The sequence below is a fragment of the Curtobacterium sp. MCLR17_042 genome, assembly GCF_003234695.1.
Classification (GTDB): Bacteria; Actinomycetota; Actinomycetes; order Actinomycetales; family Microbacteriaceae; genus Curtobacterium; species Curtobacterium flaccumfaciens.
Map to the genome: position 1 here is coordinate 159,988 of NZ_QKTD01000003.1, position 14,840 is coordinate 174,827.

A 14,840-nucleotide genomic window follows, 5' to 3' on the forward strand; every position below is an offset into this window, starting at 1 on the left:
CTGAATCAGCAAGAGAGAAGAACATTGCTCGAAGCAACTTCCTTTGACGCCATTCGGATCGGCCTCGCGACCGCCGAGGACATCCGTCAGTGGTCGTACGGCGAGGTCAAGAAGCCGGAGACCATCAACTACCGCACCCTGAAGCCCGAGAAGGACGGTCTGTTCGGCGAGCAGATCTTCGGTCCTTCCCGCGACTGGGAGTGCGCCTGCGGCAAGTACAAGCGTGTCCGGTTCAAGGGCATCGTCTGCGAGCGCTGCGGCGTCGAGGTCACCAAGTCCTCGGTCCGTCGTGAGCGCATGGGCCACATCGAGCTCGCTGCCCCCGTCACGCACATCTGGTACTTCAAGGGCGTCCCGTCGCGCCTCGGGTACCTCCTCGACATGGCGCCGAAGGACCTCGAGAAGGTCATCTACTTCGCGGCGTACATGATCATCGACATCGATGAAGAGGGCCGTCACGCGGACATGCCGGGTCTCGAGAACGAGATGCGTCTCGAGATCAAGACCCTCGAGGGCCAGCGCGACTCGATCATCGCCGACCGCCTCAAGAAGCTCGAGGACGACCTCGCAGCCCTTGAGGAAGAGGGTGCGAAGGCCGACGTCAAGCGCCGCACCAAGGACACCGCCGAGAAGGAGATGTCCCAGGTCCGCAAGTCGTTCGACGAGGACATCACCCGTCTCGAGCGTGTGTGGGAGGACTTCCGCAACCTCAAGGTGGGCGACCTCAAGCCCGAGGACGCCGTCTTCCACGAGCTCCAGGACCGGTTCGGGATCTACTTCGACGCCTACATGGGCGCCGAGGCGATCAAGCTCCGGCTCGAGGCGTTCGACCTGGCCGCCGAGGCCGAGGCGCTGCGTCTGCAGATCGCCGAGGGCAAGGGCCAGAAGAAGATCCGCGCGATCAAGCGTCTGCGCGTCGTCAGCTCCTTCCTCGCCACCGGCAACTCGCCGGCCGCGATGGTGCTCGGCGTCGTACCGGTCATCCCGCCGGAGCTGCGCCCGATGGTGCAGCTCGACGGTGGCCGTTTCGCCACGTCGGACCTCAACGACCTCTACCGTCGTGTGATCAACCGCAACAACCGTCTCCGCCGCCTGCTCGACCTCGGTGCCCCCGAGATCATCGTGAACAACGAGAAGCGCATGCTGCAGGAAGCCGTTGACGCGCTGTTCGACAACGGTCGTCGTGGTCGTCCGGTCACGGGTACCGGCAACCGCGCCCTGAAGTCCCTGAGCGACATGCTCAAGGGCAAGCAGGGTCGTTTCCGCCAGAACCTGCTCGGCAAGCGCGTCGACTACTCGGGCCGTTCGGTCATCATCGTCGGCCCGCAGCTGAAGCTGCACCAGTGCGGTCTGCCCAAGCAGATGGCGCTCGAGCTCTTCAAGCCGTTCGTGATCAAGCGCCTGATCGACCTGTCGCACGCGCAGAACATCAAGTCGGCCAAGCGCATGGTCGAGCGTTCGCGTCCGCAGGTGTGGGACGTGCTCGAGGAGATCATCCGCGAGCGCCCCGTGCTGCTGAACCGTGCGCCGACGCTGCACCGTCTGGGCATCCAGGCGTTCGAGCCGCAGCTCGTCGAGGGCAAGGCCATCCAGCTCCACCCGCTCGTGTGTGCTGCGTTCAACGCGGACTTCGACGGTGACCAGATGGCCGTGCACCTGCCGCTGTCGGTCGAGGCCCAGGCCGAGGCCCGCATCCTGATGCTCGCCTCGAACAACATCCTGAAGCCGTCCGACGGCCGCCCGGTGACCCTGCCCGCACAGGACATGATCATCGGTCTGCACCACCTGACGACCGTCCGCGAGGGCGCCGTCGGTGAAGGCCGTGCGTTCTCCTCGGTCGCCGAGGCGATCCTGGCCAACGACCAGCACACGCTGCACCTCAACGCGATGGCGAAGATCCGCATGACGGGTGTCCACTTCGCCGAGGGTGAAGCTCCCGAGGGCTACGAGCAGGGCGACACCGTGCTGCTCGAGACGACCCTGGGCCGTGCGCTCTTCAACGAGACCCTGCCGGCGAACTACCCGTTCGTCCAGAAGGTCACCGACAAGGGTGTGCTCTCCGCGATCGTCAACGACCTCGCCGAGCGCTACTCCAAGACCGAGACGGCCGCTGCGCTGGACCGGATCAAGGACGCCGGCTTCTACTGGGGCACCCGCTCCGGTGTGACCGTCGCCCTGTCGGACGTCGTGACGCCTCCTCGCAAGAAGGAGATCATCGCGGGCTACGAGATCCAGGCCGCCAAGGTGCAGGGCGAGTTCGACAAGGGTCTGATCACCGACTCCGAGCGTCGTGCCGACCTGATCAAGATCTGGACCGAGGCCACGAACGAGATCGCGCAGGAGATGCGCGACAACTTCCCGGTCGACAACACCATCAACCGCATGGTGTCGTCCGGTGCTCGTGGTAACTGGCTCCAGGTCCGCAACATCGCCGGTATGCGTGGTCTGGTGAACAACCCGAAGGGCGAGATCATCGCCCGCCCGATCATCAACTCGTACCGCGAGGGCCTGACCGTGGCGGAGTACTTCATCGCCACCCACGGTGCTCGTAAGGGTCTTGCCGACACCGCGCTCCGTACCGCGGACTCCGGGTACCTCACCCGTCGTCTCGTGGACGTCTCGCAGGACGTCATCATCCGCGAGGACGACTGCGGCACGACGCGTGGCCTCGAGCTGCCGATCGCGACCGTGGACGCCGACGGCAAGCTCGTCCGCGACCCCCGCGTCGAGAACACCGTGTACTCCCGCACCCTGGCCACCGAGGCCGTGGACGCACAGGGCACGGTCGTGGCAGAGGCTCGCGAGGACGTCGGTGACGTGCTCCTCGAGAAGCTGCTGGCAGCCGGTGTCGAGAGCATCAAGGTGCGCTCGGTCCTGACCTGCGAGTCGGCCGTCGGTGTCTGCGCGAAGTGCTACGGCCGTTCGCTCGCCACCGGCAACCTGGTCGACATCGGTGAGGCAGTCGGCATCATCGCCGCGCAGTCCATCGGTGAGCCCGGTACCCAGCTGACGATGCGTACCTTCCACACGGGTGGTTCGGCCTCGGCCGACGACATCACCCAGGGTCTGCCGCGTGTCACGGAGCTCTTCGAGGCGCGTACCCCCAAGGGCGCGTCCCCGATCGCCGAGGCCCCCGGCCGCGTCGTGGTCGAGGACACGGACAAGGGTCGTCGGATCATCCTCACGCCGGACAACGGCGACGAGCCGTTCATCTACCCGGTGCTCAAGCGTGCGACGCTCCTCATCGAGGACAACCAGCACGTCGAGCTCGGCGAGCAGTTCATCGCTGGCACCGTCGACCCGAAGGAAGTCCTCCGGGTCAAGGGTGTCCGAGAGGTCCAGAAGCACCTGGTCAACGGTGTGCAGGACGTCTACGGCTCGCAGGGTGTGCCGATCCACGACAAGCACATCGAGGTCATCGTCCGCCAGATGCTCCGCAAGGTCACCGTCGTCGACCACGGCGACACCGACCTGCTGCCGGGTGAGCTCGTCGACCGGTCGCGCTACAACGCGCTGAACCGTGCGGCGCTGCAGGAGGGTCGCAAGACCGCCTCGGCTCGCCAGGAGGTCATGGGCATCACGAAGGCGTCCCTCGCGACCGAGTCGTGGCTGTCCGCCGCTTCCTTCCAGGAGACCACCCGCGTGCTCACGCAGGCGGCCATGGAGGGCAAGCAGGACCACCTCGTCGGCCTCAAGGAGAACGTCATCATCGGTAAGCTCATCCCCGCCGGGACGGGCCTCAGCCGGTACCGTGACGTGGACGTGAACGCGACCGAAGAGGCGAAGGCGGAGCGGTACCCCAACCGCATCTTCGCTGACGACTCGTCGTTCTCGGACGCCGACCTGAGCTTCGTCGACTTCGACAGCTTCTCGTCGGACGACTTCACGCCGGGCACGTACAACTGAGCCTGATGTGATCCCACGAAGGCCCCGTCTCCGCAAGGAGGCGGGGCCTTCGTCGTGTCGTCACCACGTGACGGCCTGGAGGCGCGGTGCGGGGCCGCCACGGGCCTCCCGTCCGCCGTGGGGTCGCGTCTAGAGCGCGCGACCCGCGCCGTTGTCGCGTCCGGAACCGCGTCCGGTCTCGTCGACCAGCGAGAACAGGCTCAGCACGTTGCCGTCGGGGTCGCGGACGTCGAACCAGTCGACGGCCCCGTCGACGCACTCGACGGGGCCGATGTCGATGCCGAGCGCGCCGATGCGTGCGTGCTGCGCGGCGACGTCGTCGACGCCGAAGCGGACGCTGACCGGGTTCTCCTCGGCCTGTTCGTCGACGTAGAGCTGGATCCAGATGCCGCCGACCTCGTACTCGGCGACGCCGTCCTCGGGCTCGAGGTCCGGCTCGGTGCGCTCGAAGACCGCGCCGTACCAGAGGCAGGACGCCTCGATGTCGCTGACGGGCAACCCCACGGTCACGCTCGTGATGTCCATGTCTCATCATGTGCCCGGGTGGGGGCGCGCGTCGAGAGGGATTCCGCGGCGCCGCGCTGTCCGGCCCGTGTCGGACGGCGGCCTCGTTCCTCCACACCCCCGTGCGACGCCGACGTTCTCCACGGACTGCTCGCCATGGCTGCGGGAGCGGTGCGGGGTCCGGGAGGATGGCGGACATGCACCCTCCGACGACCACCGCGAACCGGCCGAAGCGTCCCCCGGACCGGGGCCGAACCGGTCGTGGACCCCAGTTCTGGGTGCAGCCGGACCCCCTCCGCCCCCTCTTTCTGGGACTGCGGTCGGCGAGGGCCCCAGAAGTAGCGTGGTCGGGCGCCACATCCCTGGTGGCGCATCACCCGACGACGTCTCGCCGTGCGCGAGTCCAAGGAGGCACGGGACTCATGGCGACCCTGTCCGAGATCCTCATCCTGAACGGCGCCCTGCCCATCGAGCACCTCGATGCGATGACGGGTGACGAGGACCTCGACGAGCGCGCCATCCGCGGCCTGGTCGACCAGGGCGTCGTGAGCGAGGCCCAGTTCATCACCGCCCGGGCCGCGTCGAACAACTCACGCACCGTCCCGCTGAGCGACTACCCTGTCGACGGCACCGCGGTGTCGATCCTGCCGGCGGCCCTGTGCCGGCGCCACGGTGTGCTCGGCGTCGGGTTCGAGGGCGACCTGCTCATCCTCGCGATGGTGAACCCCACGAACGTGCTCGCCATCGACGACGCCCGGACCGCATCCGGTCGCGCGATCAAGCCGCTGCAGGTCGAGGAGCGTGACCTCGTCGCTGCCCTCGACCGGTACCTGCGCGCCGACGACGAGCTGAACGACCTGACGTCATCGCTCGAAGAAGAAGCGTCGACGACCTCGAAGGCGCAGATCGACATCGCCGACGGCGCCCTCGACGACGTCCCGATCGTCCGGTTCGTGAACCTGCTCGTGTCGCAGGCCATCCAGGACCACGCGTCCGACATCCACATCGAGCCCGGCGAGCACGAGGTCCGGATCCGGTACCGCATCGACGGCGTGCTGCACGAGATGGCGCCGGCGCCGAAGAACATCCAGAACGGCGTGATCAGCCGCCTGAAGATCATGAGCGACATCGACATCGCCGAGCGTCGCAAGCCGCAGGACGGCCGCATGTCCGTGCGGCACGGCGGCCGGCAGATCGACCTCCGCGTCGCGACGCTGCCCACTGTGTGGGGCGAGAAGGTCGTCATGCGGATCCTCGACAACACGAACACCTCGCTGACCCTCAAGGACCTCAACCTCCTCGAGCAGAACTTCCAGGCGTACCAGCGGTCGTACTCGAAGCCCTACGGCATGATCCTGGTCACCGGTCCCACCGGTTCGGGCAAGTCGACGACGCTGTACACGACCCTCAACGCCGTGGCGAAGCCCGAGATCAACGTCATCACGGTGGAGGACCCGGTCGAGTACCGGATGGCCGGCATCAACCAGGTGCAGGTCAACCCGAAGGCCGGCCTGACGTTCGCCTCCGCGCTCCGCTCGATCCTCCGCTCCGACCCCGACGTCGTGCTGCTCGGTGAGATCCGCGACCACGAGACCGCCCAGATCGCGATCGAGGCGTCGCTGACCGGGCACCTCGTGCTCTCGACCCTGCACACCAACGACGCCCCGTCGGCCGTGACCCGCCTGACCGAGATGGACATCGAGCCGTTCCTGGTCGGGTCCGCCCTCGACTCCGTCGTCGCCCAGCGCCTCGCACGACGGCTGTGCGACCGGTGCAAGGCGCCCGCCGTGTACGAGATCGAGCAGCTCCGGGCGCTCGGGTTCCTGGCCCCCGGCGACGAGATGCCCGCGTTCTTCGCCCCGGTCGGCTGCGCCGTCTGCTCGAACACCGGGTACCGCGGCCGCATCGCCCTGCACGAGGTCATGACCGTGACCGAGGAGATCGAGCGGCTCGCCGTCGGTCGCGCCTCGAGCGCGGAGATCAGTCGCGTCGCCCAGCAACAGGGCATGCTCACGCTCCGCCAGGACGGCTTCGAGAAGGTCAAGCTCGGCATGACGAGCGTCGACGAGATCCTGCGCGTCGTCGCGTGACCGGGGAACAGGACGAGCAGATGACCGACTCCGTGTACGACATCACCATGCCCGGCGACGAGCCCGTCGCCGGATGGCACCCCGGCACCCCCGGCGCCGAGGTCGGCTCCCGCCGTGCCGCGCGTCTGGCCGCGGCAGCCGCTGCCCCGCCCGAGCAGGTCTACGACCTGACGGACGACTCGGCGGTGTGGCCCGCGCCCACCGGCACGGCCGTGGCCAGCCCGGTTGCCGGGTCCGTGGGTGGTCCGGTGGCTGCGCCCGTGGCGCAGTCCGCGACCGCTCCGGCGACGCCGCCCGCCGCGGTGCCGTCCTCGACCGCCACCTACGGGTACGCCGAGCCGGCGACCCAGCAGCTGCCGGCCATCGCCTACAGCGGCGCCCACCACGCCGCACCGCCGGCACCTGCTCCGGCCCCCGCCGCGGCCTCGGCCGGTGACATCGACTTCGCCCGGCACGCACGCGAGGTCGCCGACCCCGACCTCATCACCGCACTCGCACAGGTCGTCTACCAGGGGGCCTCCGACCTGCACGTCACGGCCGACGCCCCGCCCACCGTCCGCGTCGACGGCTCGCTCCGGCCGGCCGTGCCCGGAGGCGCGTGGTCGCGTGGCAAGGTCATCGCGGCACTCAAGACGCTGCTGTCCGTCGAACAGGCCGGGCAGTTCGACCACGACCAGGAGCTCGACTTCGCGTACTCGCTGTCGCCGGAGTACCGCTTCCGCGTGAACTACTACCAGCAGCGCGGCAACTGGGGCGCGGCGTTCCGCATCATCCCCACCCGGATCAAGACGCTCAAGCAGCTCGCCATCCCCGCGCACGTCGGTGACTTCGCCGGCCTCCCCCGTGGACTGGTCCTCGTCACCGGTCCGACCGGTTCGGGCAAGTCGACCACCCTCGCCGCGCTCATCGACCTGGTCAACGAGAGCCGTGCCGACCACATCGTCACGGTCGAGGACCCGATCGAGTTCATGCACGACCACAAGCGGTCGATCATCAACCAGCGCGAGGTCGGCGCCGACACCCACTCCTTCGCCTCGGCGCTCAAGCACGTGCTGCGGCAGGACCCCGACGTCATCCTGATCGGTGAGCTCCGCGACCTCGAGACCATCTCCGTCGCGCTCACCGCCGCCGAGACCGGCCACCTGGTGTTCGCCACCCTGCACACGCAGAGCGCACCGGGCACGATCGACCGCGTCATCGACGTCTTCCCGCCGCACCAGCAGGGGCAGATCCGCACCCAGCTCGCGGCCACCCTGCAGGGCGTCGTCTGCCAGACCCTCGTCCCGAAGGCCAACGGCGTCGGCCGGGTCGTCGCCACCGAGATCATGACGATCACCCCGGCCATCGGCAACCTCATCCGCGAGGGCAAGACCTACCAGATCACCTCCGCCATGCAGGCCGGCCGTGACCTCGGCATGCACACCATGGACCAGGACCTCGCCGAACTGGTCAACGTCGGCACCATCTCGCGCAAGGCCGCGATGGAGAAGGTGCACGACGAAGAGGGCTTCGACCGGCTCGTCCAGCGCGTCGAGTCCCCGTCCGACTCCTCGGCCGCCGCGATCGCCGCCAGCGGCATCGACTTCGGCGACAAGTTCTCCGGAGGCTACTGATGTCACTCGCGTTCGACTACCGCGGGCGTGACGGCGCCGGCAAGCTCGTCAAGGGTCGCCTCGACGCCGCGTCCGAGGGCGCCGTCGTCCAGCGCCTCCGGGGCATGGGCGTGTCACCGATCGCCATCACCGAAGCCAAGGCCGGCACCGGGCTGCAGACCGAGATCAAGATCCCCGGGTTCGAGAAGGGCGTCGGTCTCAAGGACCTCGCGATCATGTCGCGACAGGCCTCGACGATGCTCACCTCGGGGCTCTCGCTCCTGCGGACCCTGACGATCCTGTCCGACCAGACCGAGAACAAGAAGCTCAAGGACATCCTCGGCAAGGTCCGCGACGACGTCGAGCGCGGTGTCTCGTTCTCCGACGCCGTCGCGAAGTACCCGGTCGACTTCCCGCCGATCATGATCAACATGATCCGTGCGGGGGAGACCGGCGGGTTCCTCGATCAGGCCATGGACTCCATCGCCACGAACTTCGAGAAGGAGCACAAGCTCCGCTCGACGATCAAGTCGGCGATGACCTACCCGGTGGTCGTGCTCGTGATGTCGCTGGTGGCGGTCGCCATCATGCTCATCTTCATCGTCCCGATCTTCCAGGACATGTTCTCGTCGCTCGGCGGCACGCTCCCGCTGCCGACGCAGATCCTCGTGACGCTGTCACACGCCATGCGGTACGTCGCGATCCCGCTCGCGATCGTCGTCGTGCTGGCGTGGCTGTGGTGGCGAGCGAACAAGAACACCGAACGCGTCCGGGCGTTCATCGATCCGATCACCCTGAAACTGCCGGTCTTCGGCCCGCTGCAGAAGAAGATCGTCATTGCTCGGTTCGCTCGCAACTTCTCGAACATGATCGGTGCCGGTGTTCCCATTCTGCAGGCATTGCGGATCGTCGGGGAAGTGTCGAACAACTTCGTCGTGAAGCGCGCGCTCGACAATGTCGCAGAGGCGGTGCGGAAAGGTGAATCAATCGCGGTGCCGCTCGCCGCGCAATCGGTTTTCCCGGCAATGGTGACGCAGATGGTCGCGGTCGGTGAAGACGCCGGTTCCCTCGAGATCATGCTCGAGAAGATCGCGGTGTTCTACGACGCCGAGGTCGAGGCGACCACCGACGCCCTCACCTCGCTGATCGAGCCGCTGCTCATCGCGTTCCTTGGCGTTGTGGTGGGCGGGATGATCATCGCGCTCTACATGCCGATCTTCCAGATCACCAACGTCGTGCAGAACGCTTCCTAGTCATTCCCCCCCATGCGGGGGCATTGTCGAAATCGACCCTCCCCCGCACTGGGGGTGTTTTGTGCCCAGCATGGCCCCCGTTCTCGGGATTGGCCGCTCGATGTGCCCCCAATACGCTGATCTGCGGCGGCCGAGCAAGCCCCGAACCCATTTCCCCGACATTCCCCGCAGAATGGAAACAACCATGTACTTCGCTCTCATGGGCAAGCTCGACGCTCGCCGCAAGGGTCTCCTGAAGGACGGCGAGAAGGGCTTCACGCTCATCGAGCTCCTCGTCGTCGTCATCATCATCGGCATCCTGGCCGCGATCGCCATCCCGGTGTACATCGGCGTGCAGAACAACGCGAAGGACTCGGCCGTCAAGTCGGACGTCACCAACGCGAAGACCGCCGTGGTGAGCATCGCGACGAACGGTGACGGAACGTTCCCCGCCGACAAGACGGACATCACGACCGCTGACTACAAGAAGGCGGGCACGACCGTCGGCGGCGACACGACCCTCGTCTACACGGCCAACGCGGACAAGACCGCCTTCTGCATCCAGGGCACGAGCAAGGCCACCTCGAAGACGTTCGCTGCCACGGACTCGGCGGGTGTGGCTGAGGGCACCTGCGCTGCGGGCGTCTTCACGAAGAAGACCCCGTAACACCACAGTCAGGGTGGACGTTGACCTGTGGGTCACCGTCCGCCCTGATGTACTTCCACTCCGGCCAGAAGGGACGCCATGATCTCGCGCATCGCCGAGCGACTGCGTTCCGCACGGGACAACGAGGACGGCTTCACGATCATCGAGGTGATGGTCGCGATGACGATCTTCGCCCTGATCGCCGCCGGGATCGCCGCCGGCATCGCTGCCTCACTGGTGCTGTCGAAGGACACCCGTGCGCGCGAGGTCGCATCGACGATCGCGATGGAGGACATCGACGGCCTCCGCGACCTCCCGAGCATCTTCGACATCAAGAGCGGTACCGATTCGCCGAAGGTCGGTAACCAGACCTTCGCCCTCACGCGCAAGGTGTCGTGGACCCGGTCCTCGGGAAGCGCGACGGCCTGCGGCACCGGCGAAGGCGTGCTGTCCTACAAAGCCGTCACCGTCACGGTCAGCTGGAAGACGAGTGCATCGTCATCGGGCTCGCAGCAGGTCACCATGTCGAGCGCCATCGCTCCGCTGACGAACATCAACTCGGACAGCACGGGTTCGATCCTGATCGGGGTCACGAACGCGAACGGCGTCGGGGTTTCCGGGATCATCCCGACCGTCACCGGCCCGGACGGGGTCACCATGCCCGCGACCGATGACGAGGGGTGCACCTACGTCTCCGGAGTCGATCCCGGCACGTACTCGGTGAAGATCGCTCGGAGCGGCTACGTCGACTCGAACCAGCAGGTCAGCCCGTCATCGCAGACGATCACCGTCGCTGCTGGCGCCTCCGGGGCTGCGGCGTTCAGCTTCGACATGGCAGCGAAGTACACGTTCACGTACACGTCCACCCCGGACGTGGGCGCGATGCTCCCCACCAACATGCCGACGACGCTCATCAACCCGACCTCCGGCACCACCCAACTGCCGAACACCGCCGGGTCGGCGTCGCTGTTCCCGTACGGGAGCTACCGGGTGGTCGCCGGGTCGTACGTCGTCGACGCGTCGGGTACCTCGTCGTCGACCTGTCTCAGCCCGGAGCCGGGGTCCTGGACGACCCCGAATGCGAAGTCGAAGGTCGGGACACCCTCGGAGCCCTTGAACAACAAGGCGACGATCACCGTGCAGATGGGGGCGGTCAAGCTCTCGGGTCTGACGGCGGGCAAGTTCCTGACCGCGAAGACGACGACGCCCGTGAACGGCGACCCGGGCTGTGCCGCAGGGATGACCCTGCAGTTCCCGAAGCTCGCAGCGGGCACTGCGTCGATCGCGTTGCCGTGGGGGACCTGGAAGATCTACTCCGGGGACACGGCCGGATCCACGACGAACGCCCTCGCCCTCACGAACGAGAACGCCGCGATGGTCACGAACGGCGCCGTCCGGAGTGGTGCCGTGATGGTCGATCCCAGGCCGGTCAGCTGATGCGGGCGATCATCCGTCGTCTCCACTCGGAGCAACGGGGCATCACGCTCGTCGAGCTCCTCGTGGCGATGCTCGTCACGTCACTGCTGCTCACGTTGGTCGGGAGCTTCTTCGTCTCGATGATCAAGGCCCAGCGGACGGTCTCGTCGGTCAACGACAGCACACGGCAGGGCACGACCTCCATGACGCAGGTGAGCCGGTACCTGCGTGAAGCGTCCCGCGTGCAGCTGACGAAGACGACGAACCTGGCGGCGTTCGAGAGTGCGACGGCGACGAGCATGCGGTTCTACTCCGGCGTCGACCTCTCCACGTCCCGGGCCGGGCTCACCAAGGTCACGATCGACACGCAGGGCACGAAGCTCCGCATGCAGCTCCAGCGCGGCGACTGCCCGGCGAACGGGTACTGCACGTTCACCGGCACGACGAAGACCATCGTGCTGGCCGACGTCATCCGGACGAACGCCGGCAGCCCCCTGTTCAGCTACCGGAACGCCGCCGATGGCGTCGTCACCCCGACAGCCGCAACCCTCGACTCGATCCGCTCGGTCGACGTGGCCCTCACGGTCGGATCCGTGACGGGGACGACCGCGAACGACACCACCTTCGAAGCGAACATCAACCTGCGCAACCTCGACTACGGCGCAGCGACGGAGTCATGATGCTCATCCGACTTGTCCGTGCCCTCCGCAGCCGTGACGACGAACGTGGCGTGGCGCTCGCCGCGGTCATCGGCCTCGGCGCGGTGCTCATGATCGTGCTCTCGCTGGTGGTCGCGACCGCGACGAGCGGCGCGACGAAGGCGTCGAACGACGACGACTACAACAAGGCGATGGCTGCGGCGTACGCCGGCCTGTCGGACTACCAGGGACGCCTCGCGGCGGACAACGCGTACGTGAGGTACGGGGTGCGGACCCCGTTCTCAGGCGAGAGCACGTACTCCACCGACACTGCGAACAAGGCCTTCGGAACAACCGTGGGCGGGACGTGGGCACCGGTCGTGGGGAGCACTGATCAGTTCTACCGGTACGAGGTCGACAACTCCGCCTACGCGAACACCGGCAAGGTCCGTCTCCGCGTCACCGGCAAGGCGGACGCCGCGACCCGGACACTCGTCGTTGACCTGCGCGGTGACGGCTTCGTGAACTACCTGTGGTTCACGAACTACGAGTCGCAGGACCCCAGCCTCACCGGTGAGACCGCGACGACGTCAACGGGCGCTGCGACGACGACGCGGTGTACCTCGGCGCACCGCAACGACAGCAACTGGAACTACTACACCAGCTGCGACGCGGTGCAGTTCGGAGCGGGCGACACGCTCGACGGCCCCGTCCGGACGAACGACGTCATCACCGCCTGCGGTGCGACGTTCAACCGGGCCGTGTACGACACCGGAGCAGCCGACTTCTTCTACACGAGCAAGGAGACGAAGGTCGACTCGTCGTGCCGGACCTCGACGAAGTTCAACGGCGGTCGGATCGAGACCAGGGGCACCCTCCCGATGCCGAGCACGAACGCGAACATGAAGCAGGAGGCACGGACGGACATCCCCGACAAGGTCGCGAAGCCCGGCTGCATCTACACCGGGCCGACGTCGATCACCTTCCTGTCCGGCGGCAAGATGCGCGTCGTCTCACCGTGGACGAAGAAGACCCAGCTCTCCGGCGCCGCGAACGGCACGATCATCGGCGGCAGCACGAACGACGCACTCTGTGGATCGGTCTCGGCGCTGACGGGTGCGGGGGCGGTCATCCCGACCCTGCCGTCGAACCTGGTCTTCGTGCAGACGGTCCCCAGCGCAAGCGGAGACCCCAACTACTGGGCGCCCAACACGACACCGCCCCCGGGCGGAACCGTGAACGGGACCGTGAACGCCGGTTCGCCGGTCTACTGCCAGCAGAACGTGAAGGACGCCAGCGGCAAGACCACCTCTGACTACGGGAACGGACTCGGCTACCCGAAGAGCAACGAGTTCACCGGCAGCCTCGGTGACTCCGGGTACTACGGATGCCGGAACGGCGACGTCTTCGTGTCGGGTTCGTTCGGAGGGCAGATGACGCTGGCCGCCGAGAACTTCGTCTACGTGACCGGGAGCATCGTCTACCAGAACGGGCGTGGCTCGGACGACATGCTCGGCCTCGTGGGGCAGCGAGCAGTGTCCGTCTACAACCCCATCTCGTGCTCCTCCGGGACGAGCAGCGCGTGCTCCACTTCGTCGGGTTCGTCCGCCAACCTCGCCCCGACCCGGAACATCGAGATCGATGCCGCCATCGCGAGCAACCTCGGCACCTTCAACGTGCAGAACAGTGCGTTCGGGTCGAACCTCGGGATCCTGACGATCTACGGTTCGATCGCGCAGCAGTTCCGCGGCTCGGTGCGGACCTCCTACGGTTCGTACCTCACCGGGTACGCGAAGGCGTACTCGTACGACAGCAGACTCAAGTCCTCGGCCCCGCCCAAGTTCCTGCAGCCGGTCTCGACCACCTACGGTGTGACGACCGAGACCGAGTCGGCCACGGCGTTCCGCGCTGACGGCACCCCGACGGGGAAGTGACCGTGACTTCCTTCGCCGCTGTGGCGCCCCTCGTCGCCGCGCTGGTCGGCGTGCTCGGTCTCGCGATCGGGTCGTTCCTGAACGTCGTCGTGCACCGGGTGCCCGCGGGCAAGTCCGTCGTCGCGCCGGCCAGCTCGTGCCCCGGATGCGGTCACGCGATCCGGAGCCGCGACAACGTGCCCGTGGTCTCCTGGCTCGTCCTGCGCGCCCGGTGCCGTGACTGCGGCGCGCCCATCTCGGCCCGGTACCCGCTCGTCGAAGCCGCCACGGGCCTCCTGTTCGTCGCGGTGACGCTGCTCTCGGTCCTCGCACCGTGGTCGCCCCTGGCAACGCTGGACGGCGTCCCCGGAACGATCCACGCTGCGATCCTGCTCGTCGCACTCCTGTACCTGATGGCGATCAGCATCTCGTTGACGCTCATCGACCTCGACACCCACACGTTGCCGAACCGGATCGTGCTCCCGGCCTACATCGTGCTGTCCGTGCTCCTGCTGGCTGCGTCGGCGGCGTCCGGGGACTGGGGCGCCGCGCTCCGGGGCCTCATCGGCCTGGTCGTCCTCGGCGGCGTCTACCTCGTGCTCGCACTGGCGGTGCCCGGCGGGATGGGGCTCGGCGACGTGAAGCTCGCCGGCGTGCTCGGCCTCGTGCTGGCGTACCTCGGATGGGGACCCCTCGCAGTGGGTTCTTTCGCGGCGTTCCTGCTCGGAGGTACCTTCGCAGTCGTCCTCCTGGTCGTGCGCCGGGCGGGCCGTCGCAGCGGGATCCCGTTCGGCCCCTGGATGCTCGCGGGTGCCTGGCTCGGCATCGCCGTCGGTGCCCCCGCATGGGACGGCTACCTGCGCCTCCTCGGACTCGCCTGACGCCTCGTCGCGCACTGACCCA

The 14,840-nt window shown here is 67.4% G+C and carries 10 protein-coding genes; 9 read left to right on the plus strand and 1 reads right to left on the minus strand.

Features of this window, described 5'->3' with window-relative positions; genetic code table 11:
* Positions 1-24 precede the first annotated feature (24 nt).
* The gene (gene rpoC / locus DEJ02_RS05135) at positions 25-3,906 is read left to right on the plus strand and encodes a DNA-directed RNA polymerase subunit beta' (protein WP_110863230.1); all 3,882 of its coding nucleotides are present in this window, start codon (positions 25-27) and stop codon (positions 3,904-3,906) included.
* A 129-nt stretch (positions 3,907-4,035) separates the two neighbouring features.
* Here rpoC and DEJ02_RS05140 read toward each other — a convergent pair whose 3' ends face one another.
* Positions 4,036-4,431 (minus strand): VOC family protein, encoded by a 396-nt coding sequence (locus tag DEJ02_RS05140; RefSeq protein ID WP_071245506.1) that lies wholly within the window; start codon positions 4,429-4,431, stop codon positions 4,036-4,038.
* 401 nt (positions 4,432-4,832) lie between these two features.
* On the opposite strand from DEJ02_RS05140, the gene DEJ02_RS05145 reads away from it, so the two are divergent.
* The 8 genes from DEJ02_RS05145 (at position 4,833) to DEJ02_RS05180 (ending at position 14,818) form a co-directional block, all read left to right on the plus strand.
* Complete coding sequence (locus tag DEJ02_RS05145; RefSeq protein WP_111023276.1) at positions 4,833-6,500, plus strand: GspE/PulE family protein; 1,668 nt, start codon at positions 4,833-4,835, stop codon at positions 6,498-6,500.
* Between the two features lie 20 nt (positions 6,501-6,520).
* Entirely contained in the window at positions 6,521-8,113 is a 1,593-nt protein-coding gene (locus tag DEJ02_RS05150) for a type IV pilus twitching motility protein PilT (RefSeq protein ID WP_309147159.1), read from the plus strand.
* A complete protein-coding gene (locus DEJ02_RS05155; RefSeq protein ID WP_111023277.1) occupies positions 8,113-9,345 on the plus strand; it encodes a type II secretion system F family protein in 1,233 nt (410 codons plus the stop codon). Before DEJ02_RS05150 ends, DEJ02_RS05155 begins: the two co-directional genes overlap by 1 nt.
* Before the next feature lie 184 nt (positions 9,346-9,529).
* Positions 9,530-9,991 (plus strand): type II secretion system protein, encoded by a 462-nt coding sequence (locus DEJ02_RS18735; RefSeq protein WP_111032235.1) that lies wholly within the window; start codon positions 9,530-9,532, stop codon positions 9,989-9,991.
* 78 nt (positions 9,992-10,069) lie between these two features.
* Positions 10,070-11,407, plus strand: a complete 1,338-nt coding sequence (locus tag DEJ02_RS05165) for a prepilin-type N-terminal cleavage/methylation domain-containing protein (protein ID WP_111032236.1) — start codon at positions 10,070-10,072, stop codon at positions 11,405-11,407.
* A complete protein-coding gene (locus tag DEJ02_RS05170) occupies positions 11,407-12,066 on the plus strand; it encodes a PilW family protein (RefSeq protein WP_111032237.1) in 660 nt (219 codons plus the stop codon). The genes DEJ02_RS05165 and DEJ02_RS05170 overlap by 1 nt, the downstream gene beginning before the upstream one ends.
* The gene (locus DEJ02_RS05175; protein WP_181440276.1) at positions 12,063-13,958 is read left to right on the plus strand and encodes a hypothetical protein; all 1,896 of its coding nucleotides are present in this window, start codon (positions 12,063-12,065) and stop codon (positions 13,956-13,958) included. Before DEJ02_RS05170 ends, DEJ02_RS05175 begins: the two co-directional genes overlap by 4 nt.
* Positions 13,955-14,818 carry a prepilin peptidase gene (locus tag DEJ02_RS05180; protein WP_375342361.1) on the plus strand — a complete coding sequence of 288 codons (864 nt, stop codon included), beginning with the start codon at positions 13,955-13,957 and terminating at the stop codon, positions 14,816-14,818. Before DEJ02_RS05175 ends, DEJ02_RS05180 begins: the two co-directional genes overlap by 4 nt.
* Positions 14,819-14,840 lie beyond the last annotated feature (22 nt).

Bases quoted from the DNA above. Each gene is read 5' to 3' on its own strand.
- DEJ02_RS05150 (WP_309147159.1), top strand. From the start codon at position 6,521: ATGACCGACTCCGTGTACGACATCACCATGCCCGGCGACGAGCCCGTC.
- DEJ02_RS05155 (WP_111023277.1), top strand. From the start codon at position 8,113: ATGTCACTCGCGTTCGACTACCGCGGGCGTGACGGCGCCGGCAAGCTC.
- DEJ02_RS05145 (WP_111023276.1), top strand. From the start codon at position 4,833: ATGGCGACCCTGTCCGAGATCCTCATCCTGAACGGCGCCCTGCCCATC.
- DEJ02_RS18735 (WP_111032235.1), top strand. From the start codon at position 9,530: ATGTACTTCGCTCTCATGGGCAAGCTCGACGCTCGCCGCAAGGGTCTC.
- DEJ02_RS05140 (WP_071245506.1), bottom strand. From the start codon at position 4,431: ATGGACATCACGAGCGTGACCGTGGGGTTGCCCGTCAGCGACATCGAG.
- DEJ02_RS05165 (WP_111032236.1), top strand. From the start codon at position 10,070: ATGATCTCGCGCATCGCCGAGCGACTGCGTTCCGCACGGGACAACGAG.
- DEJ02_RS05175 (WP_181440276.1), top strand. From the start codon at position 12,063: ATGATGCTCATCCGACTTGTCCGTGCCCTCCGCAGCCGTGACGACGAA.
- DEJ02_RS05170 (WP_111032237.1), top strand. From the start codon at position 11,407: ATGCGGGCGATCATCCGTCGTCTCCACTCGGAGCAACGGGGCATCACG.